This window comes from Nocardia vulneris (assembly GCF_001613425.1).
GTDB lineage: Bacteria > Actinomycetota > Actinomycetes > Mycobacteriales > Mycobacteriaceae > Nocardia > Nocardia vulneris.
Genome location: NZ_BDCI01000015.1, coordinates 131,790 through 157,135 on the forward strand (window position 1 = coordinate 131,790; position 25,346 = coordinate 157,135).

A 25,346-nucleotide genomic window follows, 5' to 3' on the forward strand; every position below is an offset into this window, starting at 1 on the left:
TCCGCCGGCGCGGTACCCTGTCGCCGGCTTGGGGACAGCACGTTGTCGCGGGCGTCACAGGGTGGCCGTTCGGCGGGCGCGACTAAGCTCGTAGGCGAACGGCCCGGAATGTACGGACGGAAAGTAGGCAGCCGAAGGTGACCAGCACAATCGGATTGGGGATGCCCGCCGCACCCGCGGCCGTTCTCGCTCCTCGACGCAAGACCCGCCAGCTGATGGTGGGCAATGTCGGAGTGGGCAGCGATCACCCGATCTCCGTGCAGTCGATGACCACCACCAAGACCCACGACATCAACGCCACCCTGCAGCAGATCGCGGAGCTCACCGCTTCGGGCTGCGACATCGTGCGGGTGGCCTGTCCGCGTCAGGAAGACGCGGACGCGCTGGCGACGATCGCGCGCAAGAGCCAGATCCCGGTGATCGCCGATATCCACTTCCAGCCCCGCTACATCTTCGCCGCGATCGACGCGGGCTGTGCCGCGGTGCGCGTGAATCCCGGCAACATCAAGGAATTCGACGGTCGAGTCGGCGAGGTCGCCAAAGCGGCCGGCGCCGCGGGCATCCCGATCCGGATCGGTGTCAACGCCGGTTCGCTGGACAAGCGGATGCTGGAGAAGTACGGCAAGGCCACCCCGGAGGCGCTGGTCGAGTCCGCGCTGTGGGAGGCGAGCCTGTTCGAGGAGCACGGCTTCGGCGATATCAAGATCTCGGTCAAGCACAACGACCCGGTGATCATGGTGGAGGCGTACCGGCAGCTGGCCGCGCAGAGCGACTACCCGCTGCATCTCGGTGTGACCGAAGCAGGTCCGGCGTTCCAGGGCACGATCAAGTCCGCGGTGGCGTTCGGTGCGCTGCTCTCGGAGGGCATCGGCGACACCATCCGGGTTTCGCTGTCCGCGCCGCCCGCCGAGGAGATCAAGGTCGGTGGCCAGATCCTGCAGTCGCTGAATCTGCGGCCGCGCAAGCTCGAGATCGTCTCCTGCCCGTCCTGTGGACGGGCTCAGGTCGACGTGTACACCTTGGCCAACGAGGTGTCCGCCGGACTGGAGGGCATGGAGGTGCCGCTGCGGGTGGCCGTGATGGGTTGTGTCGTCAACGGACCGGGCGAGGCCCGGGAAGCCGATCTCGGTGTGGCCTCGGGCAACGGCAAGGGCCAGATCTTCGTGAAGGGCGAGGTCATCAAGACCGTGCCGGAGGCGCAGATCGTCGAAACACTGATCGAAGAGGCCATGCGAATCGCCGAGGAAATGGGCGAGGACGTCGGCTCGGGCGAGCCCGTGGTCACGGTCGGCTAACGGCGGGACTGTTGCGTTCGGCATAGCCGTACCACATCGCGGATATTCGTGGCAGGCTGTCAACGTGCGGAGTCTGCTGGAGCCGACGCGAAGGGCGAAATACGTCCCCGCGCGGCAGCTCGCGAATCGGGACCTGGCGCAGGTCCTTCGAGTTCTGGACGCCGATCCGGTGGCCTCGTGTATGGTCGCGGCCCGGCTCCAGGAATTCGGCCTCGATGCCGCGCGCTGCGGACAGGGTGAATTGTGGAGTCGCGGTGGCCCGTCGGAATCGCTGTGTTTCTCCGGCGCGAATCTGGTGCCGTTGCGCGGCGATCACGACGCGTTGCGCGCCTTCGCCGATCGTGCCGTGCGCTGGCCTCGAATAGCCTCCTCGGTGGTCGGCCGGCGCGAATTGGCGTTGCCGCTGTGGGAAATGCTGGTCGGTCATTGGGGTCCGGAACGCGAATTACGCGGCGAGCAACCATTGCTCGCGCTCGCGCAACCGCCACTGGCGACTCCTGATCCGAATGTGCGCCGGGTGCGCCCGGACGAAATAGATCGCTATCTCGGTGCCGCGATCGCCATGTTCATCGAGGAGGTCGGCGTCGATCCGCGCGCGGGCGACGGCGGCCGCGGATATCGGCGGCGCATTCAGAGCTTGATCGAATCCGGCCGGGCCTGGGCGCGTTTCGAAGACGACGAGGTCGTGTTCAAGGCGGAGGTGGGGGCGCTGTCGCGGCGCACCGGTCAGATCCAAGGCGTCTGGGTGCACCCGGAACATCGAGGCAGCGGGCGCGGCACCGCCGGCACCGCGGCCATCGCGAACGCCGTCGTGGCCTCCGGGCGGACCGCGAGCCTGTACGTCAACGACTACAACGCGATCGCCCGCCGCGCCTACAGCCGCGTCGGATTCCGGCAGATCGCGACCTTCTCCACCATCCTGCTCGACTGAAACACGGTGTGCCGCCGGGGTTTGCCCGGAGGTGGCCACTACCATCGGTGCCGATGCAGACCAGGACGGTACCGTTGCGAAAATCGCTGCTCGGCGCGCTGAGCGTGGCGGTGCTCACGCTGTCCGCCGTCGGCTGTGGCGGCGGTCCGCAGGGACCGACGCCGGTCGCCGACGATTTCGTCGAAGCCTTCGCCGGGCACGACCCGGCGGCCGCGGCCCGGCTCACCAACCAACCCGAAAAGGCCACCGCCGCACTGAATTCCGCGTGGGACCAGTTGCAGGCGGAGGGGCTGGACGCGCGCACCGGTTCGGCGCGGGTCAGCGGCGACACCGCGACCGTCGACTACACCTACGAGTGGCGGCTGCCCAAGAACCGGACCTGGCGCTACACCGGCCAATTGCAGATGGGCCGCAGCCAAGGCCGCTGGGTGGTGCGCTGGACCTCGTCGAACATCCACCCGAATCTCGGCGACACCCAGACGCTCGCGCTGCGTGCCACGCCCGCGCCGCGGGCCCGGGTGAACGAGCAGGCAGGCAGCGATGTGCTGGTGCCCGGCAAGGTGTCCCGGGTCGCGTTCACCGCCGCGAACGCGCCCGATCCCGGCGCGGTGGCAACGGCCCTGGCGGCCGCGCTGAACCGCTTCGATCCGAAGCTCACTCCCGAAGCCATCCGGGACGCGGCTACCGCCACCACGGGCGCGTACACCGTCACGGTGCTCAACGAGAACGAATTCGACCAGGTGAGCACCGATCTCATCGGGTTGCCCGGCGTGCAACTCACCTCTGAATGGGATCTGGTGCCCACCGATCGCAATTTCGCGCCGGACCTGCTCGCGCAGGTGCGCAAGACGGTGATCGCGGAGGTCGACGGCAAGGCGGGCTGGAGCGTGGTCACCATGAACGCCAACGGTGCCGATACCGATGTGCTCACCGAGGTGCCGTCGCAACCCGCGCCGTCGTTCTCGCTCAGCGTGGACCGCAACGTGCAGAACGCCGCGCAACGCGCGGTCGACCTGCGCCCCGACCAGACCATGATGGTGGTGCTGCGACCCTCCACCGGCGCGATTCTGGCGATCGCGCAGAACAAGGCGGCCGATCGGGACGGGCCGGTGGCGACCATCGGTCAGTATCCGCCCGGGTCGGTGTTCAAGACGGTGACCGCGGCCGCGGCGATGTCCACCGGTATCGCGACACCGGATACGGTGCTGCCCTGCCCGAGCCGAATCACCATCGGCGAGCGCATGATTCCCAACTACAATCTGTTCACCGTCGGGGACGTGCCGATGATCACGGCGTACGAGCGGTCGTGCAATACCTCGTTCGCGACCATAGCCAGCAAGTTGCCGGGTACTGCCCTGCACAACGCCGCGATGAAATTCGGACTCGGCACCGGCTACACGATCGCGGGTCTGCCGACGTTCACCGGGTCGGTACCGCCCGCGGACGAACTGGTGCAGCGCACCGAGGACGGCATCGGCCAGGGCAAGGTGGTGGTCAGTCCGTTCGGCATGGCGTTGATGGCGGCGACGATCGCGCACGGCTCGCTGCCGGTGCCCTACCTGATCGCGGGCCGCACCACGACGATCGATGATCCCGGCGACGCGCCCGACCCGGCGGTGATCGCCGGCCTGCGCGCGATGATGCGCCGGGTGGTCACCGGCGGCACCGCCGAGCGGATCGCCGATCAGGGCGAGGTGTACGGGAAGACCGGTGAGGCCGAGGTGGAGGGCGGCTCGCACTCGTGGTTCGTCGGCTATCGCGGGGATATGGCGTTCGCGACCCTGCTGGTCAAGGGCGGCAGTTCGGACAATGCGGTCGCGGTCACCCGCGATATGTTCGCCGCGTTGCCCGGTGGTTACTGACGGCTGCTACCGCTGGGCGCTGCCGGGTCCGGCCTGCTGATTGCTGGAGGACGCGCCGTGCTCCAGAATGATGGCGCCGGCATCGCCGCCGTCCAGGATCTCGACGGTCGCCGCGCCCCCGAGAATGATCGCGACGCTGGCCAGAATGGTGGTGGAACGCTTCATTGTTCGGCTCCCTCAGGTCAGGGGTGTCGACGGGGTTCTTGCTTCGGATGGGTTCGCCACCCGAAGTTGACTGAAAGTTTGCTGGTTGATCGAACCGTAATCTCTGGGCGATTCGGTGAACAAGGACATGTGGCCGATGGCACAGCGGGGGCCATAGTGGTGTGGGTCACATTCTCGAATGGTCTGCGGTGAGACTACCCAGCGGGCGCGCGGCATTGTCGCGAAATCCATCGATGCTGGAACAAGTACACGGAACGGGCCATTCGGACAGATAAAATCGGGCGCCCGTTGCGCTCGAGCGGACGCTATCCGGATTTCGCCGGATCGGTCTGTTCTACCGAGAGGCCGGAATCACCCGGGGCGGCGAAATGTCCCTTTCGGAATCGGCGCAACGCGGCCTCGGTGCCGAGTTCACGGCGGCGCTCTCCGTGGTGCAGGTAATAACGCAGTGCGTGGAACACCAGAGTGGGGTCGGTGTCGATTTGCTGATGGGGAATTTCATAGGCGAGGTAGCCCGCATCGGGGAAACGTTCGTCCGGTGTGGTCGTCGGATCGTCCGGACCGAGTACCGCGGGATCATCGACCAGGACGACGATCATGTTTGTCGGCGCGGCGGTAGCGAGCGCGGCCGGACCGGTGCGGACATGGGCGGCGTGAATGCCGGAAATATCGGTCCAGTCGAGCGCGATCGGGCCGGCGCCGTGGTCGGTGCGCAATTGCCGCGGGGTGAGCAGTATTCCGGTATTCGCCCGCGTCACGTGCGGCCGAAATGTATGGCGTGCCAGGAGAAGACACAGCGCGCCCGCGGCACTCAGGCCCGCACATCCGAGATATCCGAGCGATGGATCGGTGCCGAATTTCCAGGCCATGAACCAGGCGCCGCACCCGATCAGCAGCATGCCGCCCGCGGCCAGCGCCACCGGCCGGATTCGGGACGGCAGCCGCACCGGGATCGCCAGCGCGGACTGGTCTTCGGGGCCGGTGATCACCGTGCTCGCCTGTACCACCGCGTCTTTCGGCCATGCTCGCCACAGCGCGCAGAGCACGCCCGCGGTCACCGCGGTCCAGACCGCGGCGCCGAGCAGGGTGCCCGCGTCGGCTGTGCCCCGCACCAGGCGGCCGAGCCCGAGCACGACCGCGCTGAGCGGAATGAGCAGTACCACCGTGACGCAGCAGGGCAGGACCGCGTACCGATACGAGTAGAACGCCCGCCGATCCCATCCGCCAGGAAACGGCAGGTCGAATCCGCTCCGATAACGGTTATTCGAGCCAGCCACGGCGCCGATGCTCCTCGAAGTACCGGTCGTCCTCGTCCGGCTCGCCCGGGTCGACGATCGGGTCGCTGCTCGGTGTGTCGGGCCGCACCACAGCCTGGGGTTCGGGTTGATCCTGCGACGCGCCGGACTCGCGCAGCTGATCCAGTTCCGCTTGCCCGACCGCGGCCAGCCGTTCGCGCTCGGCGGCCGACATCGCGCCCGCTCGATGGAACATGCCCTGGGCGATGCCGTCGAGCAGTCGCGCGAACCCGTCGGATTTGCCGAACTCGCGCATGCTCGCCCGGCCGGCGAGCACCTCGCCGAGGGTGCGGCGCAATTCCGGGTCCGGGGTCGAGGACGCGAGTACTTCGAGCGAGCGACGCAGGTGGCGGGCGGCGCCGAGGTCGCCCCGCGCCACATCGAAGACGACCTCGGGTTGCTGTGGCATCCGGTCACGCTCCCGGGTGGTCGTAGGTCGAAGTGCCCAGCGGCGGCAGCTCGTTCGGCGGTCTGTTGGACAGTTCCAGTGCGGTGGCGCCGAGGCCGACGACGGTTTTGAACGCGCCGGTCGTCACCGTCAGGATCTGCTCGAATCTGGTGAAGATCATCACGGCGTGGGCGGCGGCCACCGCGGCGGCCGCGGCCGCGCCGGGAGCGCCGACGAGCGTCGAGGACAGCACCGTGGCCGCGGCCATTTCGGCCAGCCACATGATCGTCCAATCGACGATGTCCTGCAGCAGGTCGCCGAGGAGCCGGGCCAGGTTGAGCATGGAGTTGCCGATGTTGTTCAGGGTGCGTTCGATCTCCCGGAGTGCCGTGACCTGGAATTCGACGCCGCCCGCGAGATGGTGGAAGTAGCCGCGGGCCTGGTCGGCGGCGTTGCCGCGCCACGACTCGGACAGTAGGTGCTGCCACTCGGTCTCGACCGAATCGTGGAAGGCGGCGTTGAATCCGGCCAGGTTTCCCGCGGCGTCCGCGGCCTGTTTCACTCCTGCCCAGTCGCCCGCGACGAACTCCGAGGCCAAGCCGAATACATCGGTGCCGGTGATGCTTTGGATGGCCTGACCGATGTAGTAGGCCGGGGAGACGTAGTTCCCGCCGAGAAAGAAGGGAATCCAACCGGGCAGCGGATCGGTGGCCTCGGGAACCTGCAGGGCCGCCACCGGGCCGGTCACTTCGGCACCCCGACGTAGGTGCGGTCCAGGCGGATCGCCGTGGCCAGATCGGTGGTCCGGTACATCTCGGCACTCTTGGCGAGTTCTGTCGAGGCCGTCTCGCTCAGCACCCGCAGGTGGATGTAGTTGGACTCGAGATTCCGGCGTACTTCCTCGAGCATGCCTTTGACTTGCGCATAGATCCGGCCGTCGTGGTCGCCGAAGGCGAACCAGGTCGCCGCGTAATCCTTCGCGGCGCCGGCCTGGCCCGCCAGGTCGCCTAGCGCGACGGCGAACTCGTCCAGCTGATCGGGCCGTACTCGGAGCTCTTCGGCCATCGGGTCCTCCCGTTGTCGTCGTCCGGTGCCGGATCGGCTACCCCGGAGGACGACGTCGTCGGCGGCCGTCCGGGTCCGATACTGGTTCGACGCGACACGACGGCGTTCGGTTCCATCGAATCGGGAGAGATTTTTTCCGGCTACGCGGCGCGGATCAGGGTGGCGGCGAGGTGGTGTTGCAGCGGCTCGCCGACCGCGGCCATGCGCACCGTGTAATCGATCGTGTCGCCCTTGACCTGAAAGGTACGGCCGAGTGCGGTAACGAGTTTCGCGGTACTGGAACGGCCGATACTGGTCGAGTCGAATTCCAGGTGCAGCGCGCCGTCGTCGACCGTCAGTGCGCCCTCGCATATTTCGGTGATCCCGGTGGGATGGGCCAAGATCAATTCCACTCGATCCGGACGCGGGCAGCGCAGATATCCGGTTTCGGCGTGCATGGGGCGGCCGTCGTCGGCCGCGCGGGTGCGCTGCCGGTAGGTGAGGAACGGGCGGCCGAGATGACCGAACCGGACTTCTTCCAGGTAATCGAACGGCTGGATGGTCGGGTATTCGCCGTGTCCGTTGCCGCGCCAGGTGCCGAGCAGCGCAGCCAAGGGGGCGATATCGGGATGGGGTGCGATTGGCGGTTGGGGTTCGACCACGGCGCACAGCCTAAACCTGTTGGTTCTCGGGGGTTTCACATACCGTCGAATTCCGTCGACAATAAGGTTAGCTTTACCTGAACGGCAAGCTGTCTCTTTCGCTCGGACCGAAAGCTATTCACCCGAGTCCGGTCGACCCGTTGGGGCAGACGCGCGTGGGCTGGTGTCGCCGACCTGCACGGCTGCTTCCACTTCGCCGAGCGCGGTGTGGATGACCGTGCGATACGGGCTGTCCGGCAGGTCCGGCAATGTTGCACGGGTGGCGGCGATTTCGCGGCGGGCGGCGGCGAACGAGCCGAGCCTGCGGTAATTGTCCGCGAGGTTCAGGTGCAGCGACGGATAGAAGCCGCGGACCTGCAGCGACGAGTGGTACTGCTGGGCCCGGGCATCGGTCAGGCTGTCGGCCGCATCGAGGGCGCGGATATCCCAGGTGAGCGCCTCGGCCGGGTCGTCGTGCAGGTCGGCCAGGTAGTGCGCGAGTGTGCAGCGGTGCAGCGGATCCCCTTGGGGGCCAAGGGAACCCCAGAGGTCCAGCAGTGCGGTGCGTGCGGTGTCGGGCTGGCCGGCCCGGCCGAGTTCCACCGCGTGGGTGATGGCGGTCATGGTGGTGTCGGTGGTGGTCATCGATTCTCCTCCGGTGTGGTGGGACGGGTGGGCATGACAAGGGTGGTGAGGTCGCCGTCGGTGGCGGAACGGACGACGACCGGCCGGTCGGCGGCGGCGATGTCGATCATGAGATCCGGGCCGAGCGCGCTGTGGATTGCCGAGCGCAGCGTCGCGGTGGTGAAGGTCAGGGCGAGATCGGGGCCGGTGCGCTCGGCGGGTAACCGCCGGTGCGCGCCGTCGGCGTCCGAAATCGTGAGCCCGGCGCGCTCGGTCGCGAATCGAACGGTGGCGGAGTCGCTTTCGAGGGCGGCGAGCAGCGGTTCACGGGCCGTGACCACGCGCAGCCGCGGCGGTGCGAGCGCGTCCAGCATGGCGCGGTAGTCCGGGAACCGCTCGTCGATCACGGGGCAGCACCGCTGCTCGCCGCCACCGCCGAGTTGCAGCCCCTGATCCGTTGGCGCCGCGACGATTTCGTCGAGTTCGCCGAGCCACTCGATGATCGGGCCGAGTTCGCGTGCGTCGACGACCAGGGACCAGTCCGCTCCCCGGCGCTCCCGCGGCACCACGCTCCGGGTGGAGAGCCGGTATCGATCGGTGGCGGTCAGCGTCAGCGAGGTGGCGTCCACTTCGAACGAAATGCCCGCCAGGACCGGGATTTCGGGGTCCACCGCAGTCGCGGTGCGTACCTGCTGGAATGCCGTGGCGAGCAGCGCCGCGGGCACGATGACCCGGTCGCCGCCCAGCGTCTGTTTGATCGCCACCGCGGCCTGTTCTGCCGCGCGTGCTCGCCGGTGCAATGCGGCCACGTGCCGATCCAGGAGTTGCTCGGCGCGCCGGATATCACCGGTCAGGAGGTCGGCGATCGACTCGAGCGGCATCTCGATGGCCCGCAGCCTGCGGATCAGCGTCGCGCGTTCCCGCTGGTCCGCGGTGTAGTACCGGTACCCGGTGAGCGGATCGACCTGGGCGGGCACCAAGAGCCCGCAATCGTCATAGAAGCGCAGCGCGCTCGCCGTGAGCCCGCTGGCTCGCGCGAGTACGCCGATCGTCATCAATCTGCCGGACTCGGTCACCCGGTCATCATGAAGTCTCAGCTAGGCCGAAGGTCAAACCGCCGGTTCGCCCGCGGGAGGCGTCCAGTGCCGGGACCAGTCCCAGAGCGGGTGCAGCGCGGCGGTGAGTCCGGTTCCGGCCGTGGTCAACTCGTAGGACTTGTCCGCGTTCTTGACGATCAGACCTGCGGTTTGCAGATGCTGGAGCCGGACCGAGAGCATGCTCGACGAGCAGTTGTCCATGCGCCGGCGCAGCTCGAGAAAGCCGAGGCGGCCCGGTTCCAATTCCCACAGGATGCGCAGCATCCAGCGCTGGCCCAGCAGCTCCATTGCGGCGAGGATCGGCGCGTTGACCGGATCTCGCCCGCCGTTCGGTGGCGTCGCCCCGTTTGCACTTCTCATTTAGAACTACCATAGTGGTTCTGAATTAGAAGCAATTCGCCGGGCCGCCGGGCCCGCGATCGAGAGGGCGACGGTGGGCGAAGCAGACGGACAGCGGGTCGTTCTGATCACGGGCGCGTCCCGGGGCATCGGAGCGGAAACGGCCCGGATCCTGGCGGCCGGTGGTGATCACGTGATCATCAACTATCGCGAAAAACTCAAGCGCGCCAAGGTGATCGCCGACGAGATCGTGGCCGCCGGAGGTAGCGCGTCCACCGCGGGCGCGGACATCTCCGACGAGGATTCGGCCCGCGCCATGATCGAGGGCGTCGTCGCACAGTTCGGCCGGATCGACGTGCTCGTCCTCAATGCCTCGGGCGGTCTCGAGCGCCAGGCCGCGCCCGGCTACGCCATGGCGATCAACCGGGACGCGCAGACTCGGCTGGTGCGATTCGCGTTGCCGCACCTGCCATCCGGCGCCAGGATCGTCTTCGTCACGAGTCATCAGGCGCACTTCCACGGTCGCAAGCCGGTGCCCGCCGACTACGAGCCCATCGCCGCGAGCAAGCGCGCCGGTGAGGACGCGCTGCGGGCGATGATTCCCGAGCTCGCCGCGCGAGATATCCCGCTGCACATCGTTTCCGGCGACATGATCGACGGCACGATCATCGTGCAACTGCTGGAACGCCGGAATCCGGACGCGGTCTCGGCCCGGCGCGAGCAGGCCCCGCTGCCCACTGTTGCCGAATTCGCCACTGCGGTAGCCGAAGCCACCACCTCGACCGCCGAGTCCGGCCACACCACCTACGTCGGCGGCCCCGACTACCTCGCCGACGCGGGCTGATCGAGGTGCTTGATCACTGGAGATCGACGCGGTCGCCCCGCAAGATGTCGGCATGACCGGCATCGAGGAGGACACCGCCTTCCGGATCGACTGGGGGCAGCTGCCGCACGAGGTCCGCGCGGGCATCGAGGAACGGCTCGGCGGCACGGTGCTGCGCGCCGTCGGCCAGCGCGGCGGATTCAGTCACGGACTTGCGGCCAGGGTGCGGTTGACACACGGCGCGCGAGTTTTCGTGAAGGCGATCGATGCCGCGGACGATCTCGCGACCGCGTACCGGTCGGAGGCGCGGACCGCGTTGTGTTTGCCGGAGCGGGTGCCGACGCCGCGATGCCGGTTCGGCGAAGAGATCGCCGGCTGGTTCGTCGCGGCGTTCGACGAGGTCGAGGGCGCGCATCCGCGGTTGGCCGACCCGGGGGAGGCGTCCGATGTGCTGCGCACCCTCGGCCGGATGGCGCAGGTGCTGACACCGAACCCGGTACCGCACGTGCCGACCATCGCAGACGCGCTGGGCTCGGCGTTCGTGGGGTGGCGCACCTTCGCCGAGCAGGGCCCACCCACTGACCTGGACGACTGGTCGCTGCGGCACCTGGACCGGCTCGCCGCACTCGAAAAGACTTGGCTCGCAGCCGCTTCCGGGGAAACGCTGCTGCACACCGATCTGAGTCCGAGCAATCTGCTGCGGCGGGCGGACGCGGCGGTGCTCGTGGTCGACTGGGCGTGGGCCTGCCGGGGCGCGGCCTGGGTCGACCTGGTCCTGCTGGCACCGTCGTTCGCGGCCGCCGGGGTCGATCCCGACCCGATCATCGCGACCCACCCGGTTACCGCCGCGGTCGATCCGGGGGCCATCGATGCGGTGCTCTGCGCGATGGGTGGATACTGGGCCACCAACTCACGCAAGCCCGTGATATCGAGTTCGCCGAAGCTGCGCACGCATCAACGACGTTTCGCCGGACTTGCCCGGGATTGGCTGCGGCGGCGCGTCGGTTGGGCATAGCCCCAGGAAATTACTTCCGAGTGGCAGATTAAGGTGTGGTCACTCCGAGTTAGCCGAAGCCCGGTGCACGTGCGGCCGACTGGTGGGGAGCTGGGCGAATGCTGCGTGTCGGACCGACGGAAGTGGGTGAAAACGACGTGGAGGGGGGCACTCTCGTTCACGCTATCGATGTGTGTCAGGCGCCGCTGACGTGAACCGTTCGGGTAACGACCGGGTCATCCCCGGCAAGTACCTGCTGCTGGCGGCGCTGCGGGGGTTTCCGCACGCGGACCACCCGATGCTGGAGGCCGCGGGTGAACTGGCGCAGCTGCACCTGGCGCGCGAACGCACCCCGGCCGCCGAGTCGATCAAGATCGAGCGGCGGCGGATCCAGCTGGTGCGCACCATCGATCGCTGGGTCACCCTGGCCACCCCGGTTCCGGAACTCGCCGCGGTCGAACATCCCGAAACGGTCGGCCGGCTGGTGGATCGACTCGCCGAGATGACCGCGCAGGCGAGCACCGCACTGACCTATGCCCCGGAAGCCGTCTTCTACGACGCGTGGGTGCGCATCGAAGCGCTGGCCGCCGGCTACCAGCAGCTGGTGGAGGACCTGCGCCACGGCATCCGCCGCTTACCGGACGATCCCTACGACGACCGATGACTACCGGCCGCGGCCGAACAACCGGAACGAGCGAGCCCGCCGCCGTGGCAACGTCGCGTAGACCATCGTCATATCGGCGAACACCTCCGCCTCGCGCTCGCGCTCCTCGCCGAAATCGCTGCGTCCCAGCACATGTTTGATCGATCGCGGGGACATCGCCGGCAGCAGCAGCGCCAGCGACGGCGGCAGCGGATCGGTGTGCGCCGGCTCCTGCTCGCCGTGACCGAGCAGCATGTGTCCCACCTCGTGCAGGACGATGTGGTCGGCGTTGCGTCCGGTCGCCTCGCTGTCGCGGACGATGATGTCGTCGTGCGTGCGCGCGACCCACAGACCCCCGGCGCCGCAACCGATCTCGTGCAGCAACGCCTTCGGCGCGGTGTGCAGGGTGATGGAGCGCCCCCGATGCGCGGCGACGGCGGCGAGGTACGCGGACAGATCCCACGGGTTGGGGAGGGGCACGGTTCGGGTGGCATCACCGAAACGAGCGTCCATGCTGGTCATCTCGGCACACATTACCCACCGGTTCGCTTCGCGTCACCCGCTGATCCGGGCCGTCGGATCGACCACTACGCGGACGGTTCCGCGGTGGACGGTTCGGCGTGCAGATGCTTGATCGCGAAGTGGTTCACACCCCAGAGCACGACGCCGATACCGAGCAGGATGCCGGCGATCACGTACTGCTGCGGATTGCGATCGGTGAACGGTGTCACCAGGAATCCGCACGTCACCGCCCCGATGACGGGCAGCGCGGTCGGCGTCCGGAAATGCTCGTGCGCGACCGGATCTCGTCGCAGCACCAGCACGGCGACATTGACCACGGTGAACACCGCGAGCAGCAGCAGCGCCGTGGTCCCGCCGAGTTCGGGCACCTCGCCGACGAACGCGATCAAGCCGAGCGCGAGCAGGGTGGTGAACAGGATCGCCACGAACGGCGTGCGCCGCCCCGAATGGACGCGGCCGAGCTGCCGGGGCAGCACGCCCTGCCTGGCCATCCCGTAGAGCAGGCGACTGGCCATCAGCATGTTGATCAGCGCGGTGTTCGCCACGGCGATCATGCTGATGTAGGCGAAGACATGGGTCGGAAACGCGGGTGCGCCGACCTTCACCACCTGCAACAGCGGGGTGTCGCCCTGCCCGAGCTCGGCGATCGGCACCAGGGCCACCGCGGTGATGGACACCAGCACGTAGATGAGGGCGGTGATGGCGAGGCCGGCCAGCAGCACCTTCGGGAAGATCCGGCTCGGCTGCTTGCACTCCTCGGCCATGTTGACCGAGTCCTCGAAACCGACCATCGCGTAGAACGCCAGGGTGGTGGCCGCGATGACGCCGCCGACGGCGGTCCGGTCGCCCGTCTCGAACTCGGTGATCCGGCTGAAATCGCCGTCCCCGACGCCGAGCGCCCAGCAGCCGATCCCGATGACGATCAGCAGGCCGGTCAGCTCGATGCAGGTGAGCACCACATTCAGCTTCACGCCCTCGCTGACGCCGCGCAGGTTGATCGCGGCGACGAGGAGCATGAAGCCGAGCGCGATCAGCGTGATCACCGCGCCCGGGCCGAGGTCCAGATCGAAGGCCGCGGAGAAGTTGGCGCCGAACGCCCGGGAGGCCGTCGCCGCGGAGGTGATACCGGAACTCATCACCGCGAACGCCACCATGAAGGTGAAGAACTGGATGCCGAAAGCCTTGTGCGTATAGAGGGCCGCGCCTGCCGCGTGCGGATACTTGGTGACCAGTTCCAGATAGCTCATCGCCGTGACCAGGGCGACCAGGAACGAGACCACGAACGGCACCCAGACCGCGCCGCCCACCTCGTTCGCGACTTTGCCGGTGAGTGCGTAGATCGACGACCCGAGAATATCGCCCACCACGAACAGCAGCAGCAAGCCCGGGCCCATCACCCGTTTCAGCTCCGGCTCGGCGGCCCGCTCGGCGGTTGTGTCGGCCATGGTTCCCCTCCCGATCTCTGTGTGACAGATGGATGAAGTACCCAGAACCAGGTGAAAATAGTCGACCGAATCCGGCTTTCGCCGCAACCTGGCCCGGCTGGTGAACCGGATCGCCTGCTGTCTCGGTATCCCTTAGACAACCGTCCGCGACATGCGGACCGAGGGCGGGTTCCCCGGGAACCGGTGCGGTTGTCCGCAGGATGAAAGGGTGCGGTCGCGGGATGAGAGCGTACGGATGAGCCTGCCCACGGTGGCACCGCGGCCGCGGTTCGGCGCGGTGGCGCAGTGGTGGGTACTGACCTGCCGGTTGGTGCGGCCTTCGTGGCGCAACGGCGAGCTGGTTACCGCGGTGGTCGCGCCCACGGTGTTCACCCTCGGGTTCTATGTGCCGCTGAACCTGGTGATGAGCGGATACGGGCACGGGCTGAGCAGTTATGCGCAGTTCCTGCTGCCGATGATCGTGATGCAGGCGGTGGCGTTCTGCGCGACCTCGGCCGCGTTCCGGGCCGCGTCCGACGCTCGAGACGGGCTCACCGTGCGGTTCGGGTCGCTGCCGATGCCGGCCGCGGTGCCGTTGGCCGCACGGACCACCGCGGCGCTGTATCGTGCCGTCGTCTCGTTGGCCGTCGCTCTGGTATGCGGCTGGGTGATCGGCGTGCGCTTCTACGGAAGTCGGCTGGAGACGGCAGGTTTCATCGTTTTCGCGCTGCTGGTGGCGTTGGCGCTCACCCTCGGCGCCGACCTGATCGGCAGTATCGTCGCCAAGCCCGAGGCGATCTCGCAGGCGCTGATCTTTCCGCAGCTCGTGCTCGGTCTGGTGTCGACGGGTTTGGCACCGGCTCACCAATTCCCCTCCTGGCTACAAGGATTCGCGCGCAACCAGCCCGTGTCCCAGTTCGTCTACGCGATGCGCGCGCTGGCCGGTGATCCGAGCGGCAACGCCGGTGTCGTGAGCTGGCCGGTGCTCGGGCCCGGATTGGCGTGGACGGCCGGCCTTTTCGTGGTGTTCGGTGGGCTCGGTGCGGTGGTCGCCATGCGGAGGTCGGGATGACCGGAACTCGCGTCGCCGCGGCATTGCCGGTGGTGCCCGGCCGGACCGAGACCTGGCGACTGCTGGTGCCGCATACCCTCATCCAGGCCCGTCGGCTGCTGCTGCGCTGGGGGCGTGATCCGTTGACGACGGTGCAGTCGCTGGTGTTCCCGGCGCTGCTGCTGATCGTGTTGAATACCGTGCTCGGCAAGCAGATCTCGGTCTTCGCCGGGGACAGCGCGCTGTATGGTTCGGTGCCGATGGTGGCCCTGGTGGGGGTGATGTCCGGTTCGTTGGCCGGCGCGATCACGCTGGGGCGGGAGCGCGACCAAGGACTGCTGGCTCGGCTGTGGGTGCTGCCGGTGCACCGGGCGTCCGGCTTGGCGTCCCGGATCCTCGCCGAGGCGGTGCGAATCCTGCTGTGCACCACGGTGTTGTTCGCCGTGGGGGTCCTGCTCGGGTTTCGCTTCGAGCAGGGTGTCCTGGCCGGGCTCGCGCTGTTCGGCGTGCCGCTGCTCTACGGGCTGGGCTTCGCGACACTGGTCACCGCCGTCGCCGTGTGCGCCGCGAAAACCGCTCTGGTGGAGGCGGTTTCGCTCGGCTCGTCGCTGATGATGTTCTTCAGCACGGGTTTCGCGCCGCTGAGCGCGTATCCGCGCTGGGCGCAGCCGATCGTCGCGCATCAACCGATGACCTATGCGATCGACGCGATGCGCGGGTTGTCCCTCGGCGGTGCGGTCCGTGCGCCGCTGCTGGCCACGGTGGCGTGGTCGGTGGGGGCGATCGTGCTGTTCGCGGTGCCCGCGGCCGTCGGCTACCGCCGGGCCAGCCGCGCCTAGTCAGCCCATCTTGCCCGCGGCGTCGGTGATCATCGCCGCGGAATCACGGGGGCTCAGAGCCATGGCCCGCAACTGGTCGAAGATCACGCCGAAGCGCCGGATCTCGGGATGGCCCTCGATCAGCTCGTCGCCCGCGATGCCCTCCACATAGACCAGTTCCGGATCGGCCGGGTCGTGGAAGTCGAGCAGCGTGAACGAGCCCGCCATGCCGGGGTGGGCGCCCGCGTCGAACGGCAGGATCTGCAGAATCACGTTCTTGCGCTTGGTTTCCTGGAGCAGCCGGTCCAGCTGGCCGCGCATCACCGCGGGCCCGCCGACGGTGCGCCGGATCGCCGCCTCGTCCATCACCACCCACAGCTCGAGCGGTTCGTCCTTGGTGAGGTTGGCGGCACGGTCCATCCGGGCGCGAGCGCGGTCCTCCATCACCGACGCCTCCACCTTCGGCATCGAGGTGTCGATCACCGCGGTCGCGTACTCCATGGTTTGCAGTAATCCAGGAATGGTGGAGGTCTGGTAGTGCCGCGCGGACAGCGCCTCGGCCTCGAAGTTGATGTAGGCCGCGTAGACCTCGGAGACGCTGCCCTCGTAAGCCCGGGACATCCCGGGCTTGAGTGCGTCCGACAGGAGTTCGCCGGCGTCGTCGCGCTGTTCCTCGCTCACGCCGTACAGATCGAGCATCGCCTGCAGGGTGCGCCGTTGCGGCCGAGCCTGCGCGGTCTCGATCCGATACAGCGTGGTGACGTTGATGCCGGTCTTCGCGCTGACCTCTTCTTTGCTGAGTCCGGCGTGTTCGCGCATCTCGTGCAGCATCGCGGCCAATCTGCGCAATCGCACGGTCAGGACGGTGCGCTTGCCTGCCATGACAACATCCCTCCGATGTGCGCCAGCGAAAATCAGAGCGTACCCCGTTCCATCCTGCGCGGAACCGAGGTTTGCGGGCACACATGACATTTCATGCCCGCCCTCGGCACCCCAATCTTCACCGCACGGAAACCTGCGGAAACCTGGTGTTCGGTTCGGGGCAGTAGGTTCTGCGCCTATGACTGGGGTGGCATCGATAGCGAAGCGTGTCGGGATCACCGTTGCCGCGCTGGTGGCGGGCCTGACCTTGGTGCTCGGGTTGTCGACGGGTGCGCAACAAGTGGCACGGCCGGTGCCTGCCGATTCGATCACGCTGGTCGGCGCCGGCGTTCCGCAGCGAGCCTGGGACACGCTCGCGCGCATCGACGCGGGCACCTGGCCGCCGAACGACGGTTCCGGCACCAAGGGCGGCGGCACCTGGCAGAACCGCGACGGCACCCTGCCCCGCACCGATGCGGCAGACAAGTCGATCGCGTACCGCGAGTGGGACGTCAATATCAAACAGCCGGGCCACAACCGCGATGCCGAGCGAATAGTCACCGGCAGCGACCACTCCGCCTGGTACACCGGTGACCACTACGCGACCTTCACCAGAATGCGCTGAACGCCGGTTCCCCGCACCGATTCCCCCACGGGCTCGAAAGCTTCGGCTTCCGAGCCCGTTTTGTGTCCATTCAGAGACGGACCGGTTGGTAGCTCGTGATTGCGCGATCGTAGCCAGGCCGATCGGTCTATTAGATGAAATGGCTGGTCCCGGCGCTGCCACCGAGGGGTCGAAGTTGTTGGGGCAGTGCGGGGATGGGCGGTGAAACGGCGGTAGGACACAGTTGGTGCAGCAATGCGGACGCACTCTTGCGTTCTTGCATCTGTAAGAGCATGATCCAGCTAGCCTAGTTGTGAACAACCGATCCGATGACCGGGATAACCGAATCGAGAGCCAATTATGTTGGTACAAAGCGCGTTGGTGTCGGGTGAAGTCGGGGTGGAGGCATGAGTGCGCCAACGGTGGGGGTACTGCCGACTGCTCCGCAATTGTTGTGTGCCTTTCAGGGGCGCCGTTTCCAGGACCGGGAAATGCTGCGTTCGGCACATGCGCTCGCCGAGCTACATGCTCGGCGGCGACAGGTCGGAGACTCCGCTCTGATCATTGAAATCGACTGCCGTAGAAGCGAACTGGTCGACGATATCAACGATTGGATCGGCAAGGAGATACCCTGGCATCGCAATGGCGCGTCGCTGCACACCGAAAGCCTCGGCGCGGTGGTGGACCGAATGGCCCGCAGCTGGGTGGACGCCAATCAAGCCATCGACGCCGAGGGCGCGCGCAGCGACAATACCCATAAACATTGGTACCACTTGGCCGAACTCGTTGACGGGTACACTGATTTGGTAACCGACGTGGCCGGTGGCCGCCGTCGATTGCCTTCGTGAAAGTGACGCTCGGACCCGACGGCGTCACAGCCCTATAGGCGACGTGCCGGGCGCAATCATCCGACCAGTGATTTCGCCCGGGCATTCACGTTGTCGCACAGTGACGGCGGGCGCAACGGGGCGCCTCGCCCGGCGTGCCGCGTGGTCGACTGGCGCGGCACGCCCGCTGAAACCCCGTCTTCCGCAATCACTCCGCAACAGTGAAGACCTCGTGGGCGGCGAACCGCACATCCTCCTGCTCGTGCGTCCGCATTCGGGCGAGTAGTTCGGTCCAGTCCGCGCTCCAGCCGAAGTGAGTGCCGCACTGCGTGATCAACGTCAGCGCACACAGGGCCGCCGCCGTCGAGTCGGCAGACACGGCGCGTACCACCGCTGCCATGGTGTCCGCGTCAACGACATTCGGGGTGGCCGCCAGCCGGGACCGCAGCCGTTGCGCCGGGTAGGTCAGCAGTGCGCCGTGCGCGTGCGCACAGGCCTGCCGGATGGCCAGCACCCCGGCATCCGCTTCGGCCCACTGGATCCGCGTGAGCCGCAGATCTATGGCCGCGCGTTGCCAGCCGGGCTCGTGCGCGAGCCGTGCGGCGACGGTCGCGGCGATCGTGCGCGCCTGCTCGGAACGTTCGGCGGCGCCGGCCAGCGCGTCGAGCAAGGTCGAGAGTCGCTGGCGCGCCGGCAGATCGCGATCGGCCAGAGTATGATCCGCTGAGGCGAGCAGCCGATCGACGGCCGCCGGAATGCGTGCGTGGAAACCGCCGCGCACGAGCACGGGCACCACCTGCCGCCACAACCCCACCTCGCTGAGGTCGGTCAGCCTGCGCACCAAGAGGTCACCGGTTTCGGCGGGCGCCCAGCGGTGCCAGGTTCCCAGCACCCGCAGCGCCGTGCCGGAGAGCGTGGTATCCGGGTCCGCGGCCACCGTGTGGACGAGTTCGGCCATGCGATGCCGCTGCGCTACCGGAAGCTCGCCAGGGGTGCGAGCGAGCACCTCACTCGCCACCTCGGGCAGCCGTACGGCTGCGTCCAGAATCTGCCAGGCCTCGTCGTGCCGCAGCAGCCAACGGCAGCCGAAGACGATGGCACGCCGCACGTCTCGGTGCTGGTCGGGGCGATCCCAGAGCGCCCGCAGCGTGGCCATCGCTTCCGGCGCGTGCAACGCCGCCAGCAGGCGCACCCCCTCTTTCACGGAGGTGACCTTGGGGGCGTCCAGCAGCGGTCGCAAGGCCGCCGCGAGCCGGTCGGGGGCGATGCTCCTGGCGCGGGAAGCCATGCCGCTCACCGCGACCCGGGCGCGGTCGCCGGTCACGTAGCCGCCGAGTACGTCGATGGCGGCCGCGGCCTGCTCGCTGCGGCCGAGTGCGGTGAGTGCGGCCTCGGCCACCGTGAGTTCCGGGTGGTCCAGATAGCCGCGCAGGCGGGCGACGCTCTCGGGCAGGCGGCCCAGACGCTGTATCGCCCAAGCCTTCTCCCACGGTGCGGTCTGCTTCGACCGCGCCAGCGCGGTGAGCGCTCGGGCATACAGCTCGAGCTGTCGCGGCGTCCATCCCGCGAATCCTGTCGAGAAGTCCGGCACCATACGCACTGTGGGCGAACCGAAGCGGCCCGGGTTCGCCCCGGCGAGGACCAGGCCGAGCAGGTCGGTGCGGCGCGTCGCGATCAACTGCCGCACCCGGGGCAGTGCGATGAGGGAACGGTCTCGGTGCAGTAGGACGGCCAGGTGCTCGTCGCGGGTGGCCGGGTTCGCCAGCACCAGATCGACGGCGGTACGGATGACGTGGTCGTCGCGCGCCCCGCAGGCGCGTAAGAGCAACTGCTGCAACGCCGGGACCTGCCAGGCGCGCCGGTCCAGGCCCTGGGCGAGGCGTAGCGTGAGATCCCACTCGTCGCGGGCGGCGGCGCTGTCGAGCCGGGGGCGCAGGGTATCGAAGAGGCGGTGCTCCGCGCCGTGCGGGAGGTCCCGATACAGCTGCCACAGCGGCACCGAACTCTCGTGCGCGGCAAGCCTTTCGATCATGCGCAGCGCGGCGTCCGCGAAGGCGTTTTCGCCGGTGCGGGCTCCGTGCACGAGCAGCGTGCGGGCGATCCGGCCGACGGCGTCGATGGTCGCGGACGACCGGTCCCGTGCCTGTACGGCGTCGGCGGTCAGCATTTCCAGCGCGGGCAGGTGGGCGCTGCGCAGCAGCGTGGGCGGAATACGGCCGATCGCCTGTAACGCGCTGCGCCGCACCGGGTCCTGCTCGTTGCGCAGCCTACGTAGCAGGTCGAGCAGCGCGCCGACCGCTGCGGGATCGCGGCTGCCGAGCGCGGCGGTCACCAGCAGCGGATAGGCCTGCGCGCGCTCCTCGGCCGTCGGTCGGCGAATGCTCTCGCGGAGTGCGGGTTCGGCCTCGTCCCACGGCAGGCGGGCGATCAAGCGCTCGCGGACGGCTCGAACCTCGGTGCCGCCGTGCTTGGCGAGCAGCAGCCGGACGAGTGCCGTCCGCTCGTTTCGGGGCACCTGGTCCAGCGCGTCGAGATCGACCTGTGCGGGGTCGGTGCCGGGCCGGATGAACACCTGGATCACCGCGGCCCGCCGCGCCGGTGCCAGCGTGCGCAGGAAGGCCCGTCGCTGGTGGTCGGGATAGGCGGCGCACAAGGCGATCAGCCGGTCGTCGGGTAGTTCGCGCAACGCGGTGAACAGGGCACGTCCGGTCAGGCCGGCGCCGCGCCCACTCGGATGCAGGATCAAAGCGCCGACCGCGGCCACGTCGTGCCTGGCCAGTGCGCCGACGATGCGGTGCAGTCCGGTGAGCGGCACATACCGGACCGCGCGAGCGGCGAGGGCGAGCAGCTGGTCCGGGTGGCGCCGTGCGCCGGTGTCGGCGCCCGCGGCGATCCACGGCCACAGGTGCGGCCACTCCGCTTCCCCGGCCAGCGCGGCGAGGCCCGCCAAATGACCGAGCACGAGATCGGAGTGTTTGCGGTGCAGCGTGCGCCAATTCGGCGTGGCGTAGTCGAGCTGTGGCAGATACTCGGCGACCACCGCCGCGGAGCAGTACGGCAGGATATGCGCCGCTTCCGCATCGCCGAAATGTGTTCTGATCTCGGGCAATAGCGCATCGGCCAGATCCGGGTCGGCCGAACGACGCCCGATCGCGCGATACAGCGTGCGCCGGACGCGTTGCGGCAATCGCGGCACCCGCGCGACCAGTTCCGCCGGGGCGACGCCGACGCGCACCAGTCCGGCGAGCGCGCGGCAGCCGAATTCCGCTTCCGCCGAATCGAGTTGCGCGAGTAGGTGGTCGCGGTCGGCGGCGATCGTGGCCAGCTGGATGGCGAGGACGCGTTCGTAGTGGCCGCGCGTCCCGAGGTCGCCGAGCAGCGCACCGAGTTCGGGTGTACCGCTCAGGCGCAGGGCCGTGCCGGCGACCGCGCGCCTGCGCTGCGGCGCGGCCAGCGGTTCGAGGTCCTTCAGGAGTTTTGTCGCCGGTGCTGCCATGGTTCGACGGCCCGCCTTTCGGATACCGCTGGGTGGGAGCTGACGGGGTTGGGGAATCAGATCGCGGGCGCGTGCCGAGCCGCCCTGCGCTCGCGGCGGCGGCGCAGATAGCGGCGGATGCGGGTGGCGAGAAAGGCCACCACGACCAAGCCGAGTACGAGCAGCACGCCCGCGATGATCGCCGCCGGGATCGGATGGAAGATCGCGAGCGTGACGATCCCGGCGACCGCGGTGTCCTCCGCGGTGCTCGCCACGACATTGCTGACCGGCTCCGGCGAGGTGTTGATCGCCATCCGCGTGCCCGCCTTGACCAGATGACTGGCCAGCGCGCTGAAGCCACCGACCGCGCCGGCCGCCAGCTCCGGCAGCGAACCGTCCTGTCCCGCAATCAAAGCCGCCACCACCGCGCCCGAGAGGGGCCGCACCACGGTGTGGAACGCATCCCAGAACGAGTCCAGGTACGGGATCTTGTCCGCCACCGCCTCGATCAGGAACAGCACCGCGGCGGCGATCAGCACATCGGTCCGCTGCAGCGCCGCGGGCACCGAATCGGCGAGGCCGGTGCGCCCGAAGAGGCCGAGCAACAGGACGACGGCGTACGCGTTCACCCCGCTCGCCCAGCCCGCGGTGAAGATCAACGGAAGTGCGGTCACCTCGCCATCCTAGGTCGGCCGGCCCGCACCGGCCGGGACCAACGCGGGCCGGGTCAGCGCAGGGTCGCGCGGCCGCGGATCCGTCCGAGCAGGATCAGCGCCACCAGGGTGGTCAGCACGAGCAGGGTGGTGCTCGCGGCGGCGTCGAAGACCTCGCCGCGGTCGGTCTGGGCGAAGATGCTGACCGGCAGCGTCTTCCAGGTGGCCGGGTACACCATGATGGTGGCGCCGAGTTCGCCCATCGACAGCGCGACGGCCAGGCCCGCGGCCGCGCCGAGGGCGGGCAGCAGCAAGGGCAACGTCACCTGGAACAGGACCCTGGCCGGTCCCGCGCCCAGCGACTCGGCGGCTTGCCGGTAACCAGGGTCGATCCGATCCAGCGCGGCCGACACCGCGCTGAACGCGTACGCCAGCACCAGCACCGAATGTGCCAGGATGACAATCCATTTCGTGCCGCCGAGCAGGACGGGCCGCTCGTTGAACGCGATCAGCACGCCGAGGCCGATGGCGACCGACGGGACCGCGACCGGCAGGTGGAACACGGCGTCGGTGCCGCGCCGCCACCAGCCGGGTGCCTCGCGCGCCGCCAGCGCCGCCCACGTGCCGAGCACCAGCGAGACGGCGCCGGCCAGCAATGCGGTCTGCAGACTCACCGAGAGACTGGCCGCCTGCTCGCCGGACAGCGCCCGCCCGAAGTTGGCGAAGCCGAGGTCCGAGGGCAGCGGGCCGGTCCAGCTGCCCGCCAGCGCGGCCGCCGCCACCGTCGCGATCGGGGCAACGAACACTACGAGTACGACGAGCGCGAACGCCGCGAGCACGACGGCTCTGCCCTTTTCCGTCCACACCAGCATGATTCAGTCCTTCTTCCTGGCGGCACCGGTGAACCGGGCGAACACGAGCCGGTAACCGATGTAGAGCGTGAGCGACAACAGCACCTGCACCGAGGCGAGGACCGCGGCGCCGGGCAGGTCGAAGGTGACGATGCCGCGCGTGTAGATCAGCGCGGGCAGCGTCAGCACGCCCTTCGCGCCGGTGAACAGCACGATGCCGAACTCGTTGAGCGTCAACAGCAGAACCAGGCTGCCGCCCGCCGCCAGTGCGGGCCAGGCCTCCGGGAGCACCACCTGACGCAACACGCGCCACGGCGAAGCCCCCAGGCTTGCGGCGACATCGAGCTGTTCCCGCGGCAACTGCGCGAACGCGGCCAGCAGGGGACGCACCACGAACGGCGTGAAAAACGTGATCTCGGCGAGGATTACGCCGAGCGGGGTGGTGAGGAAGTCCAGTGCCGGCTCGGTGCCGCCGGTCAGCTCGGCGATCAGCGCGTTCACCGCGCCCGCGGTGCCGTAGAGGAACGTGAACGCCAGCGTGATCAGGAACGACGGCAGCGTCAGCACCGTATCGATGAGCCGGCCCACCACCTGCGCGCCGGGGAACGGCACGAAGGCGAGCACGATGGCCAGAAAAGTGCCGAGCACCAGGCACCCCGCGGTGGACAGGACCGCGATGGACACTGTGCGCCACAACGCGTTCCGGAACGATTCGGAGCCGAGGACGTCCGACCACACCGCGGTGCCCCGGCCGGTCGGCGTCACAGTCGATTCGGCCAGGACCCGGACGATCGGATACACCGCGATGCCCAGCACCACCAGCATCGGCGGCAGGCTCCACAGCACCGGCTTCCAGTGGCGTTGCCGCACGGGGCGTTGCGGGCTCGGCTCGGTGATCGGTTCGAGCAGCGCAGGCGTGCTCATGCGTCCGCCCCGACCGCGCGGGGGATGAGGACACCGGCCGGGTCGGGGAAGCGGACCCCGACGACCGAGCCGACCGCCGTCTCCAGGTGGCCGGGAACATCGGCGGTGACCTCGTCGGCCAGCCCGTCGACCGTGAGGTGCAAGCGGGTCGAGGCACCACGCCAGACCGCGGTGATCACCGTGCCGCGCAACGCGTCTCGTTCGGACAGGGCGCCGATCCGAATGGTGTGCGGGCGTACGCACAGCAGTGCGGGGGAGTCGGGTGCCCAATTCTCCTGACCGACACCGGGTGTGGGTGCCTCCGCCCGGAGTGTCCGGGTGCCGACGGTGACCAGGGCCGCGCCGCCGGACACCCGGTTCACGGTGCAGGACAGCAGGTTCGCGCCGCCGAGGAAGGCTGCGGTGAAATCGGAAGGCGGGCGGCGCCAGAGATTTTCGGCGGTGTCGATGTCGACCAGGCGGGCATCGCGCATGACGGCGATGCGATCGGCCAGGGCGAGCGCCTCGGTTTGATCGTGGGTCACATACAGCATGGCCGTGTCCGGCAGCGCGGCCCGTAGCTGCTGTAGCTCGCCGAGCATGGATTGGCGCAGCTGGGCGTCGAGCGCGGCGAGCGGCTCGTCGAGCAGCAACACCTTGGGCCGGATGGCCAGCGCCCTGGCGATCGCCACCCGCTGCTGCTGTCCGCCGGACAGTTCGCGGGGCAGTCGCTGGGCGTAGGCGCCCATGCCGACCATCTCCAGTGCCTCGGTGACCCGCGCGCCGATCTCCTTGCGCGGCACGCGCTGTGCCTTCAGTCCGAAGGCCACATTGCCGTGCACGGTCATATGCGGGAACAGCGCGTAGGACTGTACGACGACGCCGATCCCGCGTTTGGCCGGGGAGAGTTCGGTGACGTCGCGACCGGCCAGCCGGACCGCGCCCGAGGTCGGCCGGACGAAACCGGCCAAGGCTTTGAGCGCCGTCGATTTCCCCGAACCGCTCGGTCCCAGCAGGGCGACCGTCTCACCGGCGGCGACGCGCACCGTGAAATCGGCCAGCGCGACTGTGGTTTTGCGGCCGCTGCGGTAGCTGACGCCGACCCGATCGAACACGATCGCCGGCTCGGCGACAGCCCGTGTCGTGGTCGGGGCTGAGGTGGATGACTCGGTCCGCGCGTCACCGGTGGACATGATCGACTCCCTTGTGCGCTAGT

At 68.6% G+C, this 25,346-nt stretch carries 27 protein-coding genes; 10 read left to right on the forward strand and 17 right to left on the reverse strand.

Going from position 1 to position 25,346, the window contains the following annotated elements; translation table 11 throughout:
- The first annotated feature begins 137 nt into the window (after nt 1-137).
- The 3 genes from ispG (at nt 138) to NVU01S_RS16950 (ending at nt 4,088) form a co-directional block, all read left to right on the forward strand.
- Nucleotides 138-1,295, forward strand: a complete 1,158-nt coding sequence (ispG, locus tag NVU01S_RS16940) for a flavodoxin-dependent (E)-4-hydroxy-3-methylbut-2-enyl-diphosphate synthase (protein ID WP_014986990.1) — start codon at nt 138-140, stop codon at nt 1,293-1,295.
- 64 nt (nt 1,296-1,359) lie between these two features.
- On the forward strand, nt 1,360-2,226 hold the full coding sequence (locus NVU01S_RS16945) for a GNAT family N-acetyltransferase (protein WP_082031939.1): 867 nt from the start codon (nt 1,360-1,362) through the stop codon (nt 2,224-2,226).
- Nucleotides 2,227-2,279: 53 nt separating this feature from the next.
- Complete coding sequence (locus NVU01S_RS16950; protein WP_052280371.1) at nt 2,280-4,088, forward strand: penicillin-binding transpeptidase domain-containing protein; 1,809 nt, start codon at nt 2,280-2,282, stop codon at nt 4,086-4,088.
- Between the two features lie 6 nt (nt 4,089-4,094).
- Here NVU01S_RS16950 and NVU01S_RS43410 read toward each other — a convergent pair whose 3' ends face one another.
- The 9 genes from NVU01S_RS43410 to NVU01S_RS16990 form a co-directional block, all read right to left on the reverse strand.
- Nucleotides 4,095-4,253, reverse strand: a complete 159-nt coding sequence (locus tag NVU01S_RS43410) for a hypothetical protein (RefSeq protein ID WP_156161491.1) — start codon at nt 4,251-4,253, stop codon at nt 4,095-4,097.
- A gap of 305 nt (nt 4,254-4,558) precedes the next feature.
- On the reverse strand, nt 4,559-5,530 hold the full coding sequence (locus tag NVU01S_RS16955; RefSeq protein WP_043667232.1) for a hypothetical protein: 972 nt from the start codon (nt 5,528-5,530) through the stop codon (nt 4,559-4,561).
- A complete protein-coding gene (locus NVU01S_RS16960; protein WP_052280370.1) occupies nt 5,514-5,957 on the reverse strand; it encodes a hypothetical protein in 444 nt (147 codons plus the stop codon). Before NVU01S_RS16960 ends, NVU01S_RS16955 begins: the two co-directional genes overlap by 17 nt.
- A 4-nt stretch (nt 5,958-5,961) precedes the next feature.
- Nucleotides 5,962-6,684 (reverse strand): WXG100 family type VII secretion target, encoded by a 723-nt coding sequence (locus NVU01S_RS16965; RefSeq protein ID WP_043667229.1) that lies wholly within the window; start codon nt 6,682-6,684, stop codon nt 5,962-5,964.
- Entirely contained in the window at nt 6,681-7,001 is a 321-nt protein-coding gene (locus tag NVU01S_RS16970) for a type VII secretion target (RefSeq protein ID WP_043667228.1), read from the reverse strand. Before NVU01S_RS16970 ends, NVU01S_RS16965 begins: the two co-directional genes overlap by 4 nt.
- Nucleotides 7,002-7,141: 140 nt before the next feature.
- Entirely contained in the window at nt 7,142-7,642 is a 501-nt protein-coding gene (locus tag NVU01S_RS16975) for a peroxynitrite isomerase (RefSeq protein WP_043667225.1), read from the reverse strand.
- 114 nt (nt 7,643-7,756) lie between these two features.
- A complete protein-coding gene (locus tag NVU01S_RS16980; protein ID WP_043667222.1) occupies nt 7,757-8,266 on the reverse strand; it encodes a hypothetical protein in 510 nt (169 codons plus the stop codon).
- Entirely contained in the window at nt 8,263-9,321 is a 1,059-nt protein-coding gene (locus NVU01S_RS16985; RefSeq protein ID WP_043667219.1) for a DNA polymerase III subunit beta family protein, read from the reverse strand. Before NVU01S_RS16985 ends, NVU01S_RS16980 begins: the two co-directional genes overlap by 4 nt.
- A gap of 33 nt (nt 9,322-9,354) precedes the next feature.
- Nucleotides 9,355-9,702, reverse strand: a complete 348-nt coding sequence (locus NVU01S_RS16990; protein ID WP_244467170.1) for a winged helix-turn-helix transcriptional regulator — start codon at nt 9,700-9,702, stop codon at nt 9,355-9,357.
- 73 nt (nt 9,703-9,775) lie between these two features.
- On the opposite strand from NVU01S_RS16990, the gene NVU01S_RS16995 reads away from it, so the two are divergent.
- From NVU01S_RS16995 to NVU01S_RS17005, 3 genes are all read left to right on the forward strand, one after another.
- Nucleotides 9,776-10,525: an SDR family oxidoreductase gene (locus NVU01S_RS16995; RefSeq protein ID WP_043667213.1), complete on the forward strand. Its 750-nt coding sequence runs from the start codon at nt 9,776-9,778 to the stop codon at nt 10,523-10,525.
- Nucleotides 10,526-10,577: 52 nt separating this feature from the next.
- Nucleotides 10,578-11,519, forward strand: coding sequence for a phosphotransferase (locus NVU01S_RS17000; RefSeq protein ID WP_052280369.1), 942 nt, complete (start codon nt 10,578-10,580; stop codon nt 11,517-11,519).
- 190 nt (nt 11,520-11,709) lie between these two features.
- A complete protein-coding gene (locus tag NVU01S_RS17005) occupies nt 11,710-12,162 on the forward strand; it encodes a hypothetical protein (protein WP_043667211.1) in 453 nt (150 codons plus the stop codon).
- On the opposite strand, the gene NVU01S_RS17010 is transcribed toward NVU01S_RS17005, so the two are convergent.
- Entirely contained in the window at nt 12,163-12,663 is a 501-nt protein-coding gene (locus tag NVU01S_RS17010; protein WP_244467169.1) for a hypothetical protein, read from the reverse strand. It abuts the gene before it with no gap.
- Between the two features lie 65 nt (nt 12,664-12,728).
- The gene (locus NVU01S_RS17015; RefSeq protein ID WP_043667205.1) at nt 12,729-14,108 is read right to left on the reverse strand and encodes an APC family permease; all 1,380 of its coding nucleotides are present in this window, start codon (nt 14,106-14,108) and stop codon (nt 12,729-12,731) included.
- Nucleotides 14,109-14,343: 235 nt separating this feature from the next.
- Here NVU01S_RS17015 and NVU01S_RS17020 point away from each other — a divergent pair, with 235 nt between their 5' ends.
- Nucleotides 14,344-15,159, forward strand: coding sequence for an ABC transporter permease (locus NVU01S_RS17020; RefSeq protein ID WP_043667201.1), 816 nt, complete (start codon nt 14,344-14,346; stop codon nt 15,157-15,159).
- Nucleotides 15,156-15,977, forward strand: coding sequence for an ABC transporter permease (locus NVU01S_RS17025; protein WP_043667199.1), 822 nt, complete (start codon nt 15,156-15,158; stop codon nt 15,975-15,977). The genes NVU01S_RS17020 and NVU01S_RS17025 overlap by 4 nt, the downstream gene beginning before the upstream one ends.
- Here the strand turns inward: NVU01S_RS17025 and NVU01S_RS17030 are convergent, their stop codons facing one another.
- Entirely contained in the window at nt 15,978-16,838 is an 861-nt protein-coding gene (locus NVU01S_RS17030) for a helix-turn-helix domain-containing protein (protein WP_043667196.1), read from the reverse strand. It lies immediately after the preceding gene.
- 178 nt (nt 16,839-17,016) lie between these two features.
- On the opposite strand from NVU01S_RS17030, the gene NVU01S_RS17035 reads away from it, so the two are divergent.
- A complete protein-coding gene (locus tag NVU01S_RS17035) occupies nt 17,017-17,442 on the forward strand; it encodes a guanyl-specific ribonuclease (protein ID WP_043667193.1) in 426 nt (141 codons plus the stop codon).
- A 470-nt stretch (nt 17,443-17,912) separates the two neighbouring features.
- Nucleotides 17,913-18,269, forward strand: coding sequence for a DUF4254 domain-containing protein (locus NVU01S_RS17040; protein WP_043667191.1), 357 nt, complete (start codon nt 17,913-17,915; stop codon nt 18,267-18,269).
- A gap of 187 nt (nt 18,270-18,456) precedes the next feature.
- Here the strand turns inward: NVU01S_RS17040 and NVU01S_RS17045 are convergent, their stop codons facing one another.
- Genes NVU01S_RS17045 through NVU01S_RS17065 form a run of 5 tightly spaced genes read right to left on the reverse strand, consistent with a single transcriptional unit; the run spans nt 18,457 to nt 25,323 of the window.
- On the reverse strand, nt 18,457-21,744 hold the full coding sequence (locus tag NVU01S_RS17045; RefSeq protein ID WP_043667189.1) for a hypothetical protein: 3,288 nt from the start codon (nt 21,742-21,744) through the stop codon (nt 18,457-18,459).
- Between the two features lie 56 nt (nt 21,745-21,800).
- The gene (locus NVU01S_RS17050) at nt 21,801-22,397 is read right to left on the reverse strand and encodes a DUF4126 domain-containing protein (RefSeq protein ID WP_043667187.1); all 597 of its coding nucleotides are present in this window, start codon (nt 22,395-22,397) and stop codon (nt 21,801-21,803) included.
- Nucleotides 22,398-22,450: 53 nt separating this feature from the next.
- Nucleotides 22,451-23,248 carry an ABC transporter permease gene (locus tag NVU01S_RS17055; protein WP_043667185.1) on the reverse strand — a complete coding sequence of 266 codons (798 nt, stop codon included), beginning with the start codon at nt 23,246-23,248 and terminating at the stop codon, nt 22,451-22,453.
- A 3-nt stretch (nt 23,249-23,251) separates the two neighbouring features.
- The gene (locus NVU01S_RS17060; RefSeq protein WP_052280368.1) at nt 23,252-24,151 is read right to left on the reverse strand and encodes a 2-aminoethylphosphonate ABC transporter permease subunit; all 900 of its coding nucleotides are present in this window, start codon (nt 24,149-24,151) and stop codon (nt 23,252-23,254) included.
- Nucleotides 24,148-25,323, reverse strand: a complete 1,176-nt coding sequence (locus NVU01S_RS17065) for an ABC transporter ATP-binding protein (protein ID WP_043667182.1) — start codon at nt 25,321-25,323, stop codon at nt 24,148-24,150. Before NVU01S_RS17065 ends, NVU01S_RS17060 begins: the two co-directional genes overlap by 4 nt.
- Nucleotides 25,324-25,346: the final 23 nt, after the last annotated feature.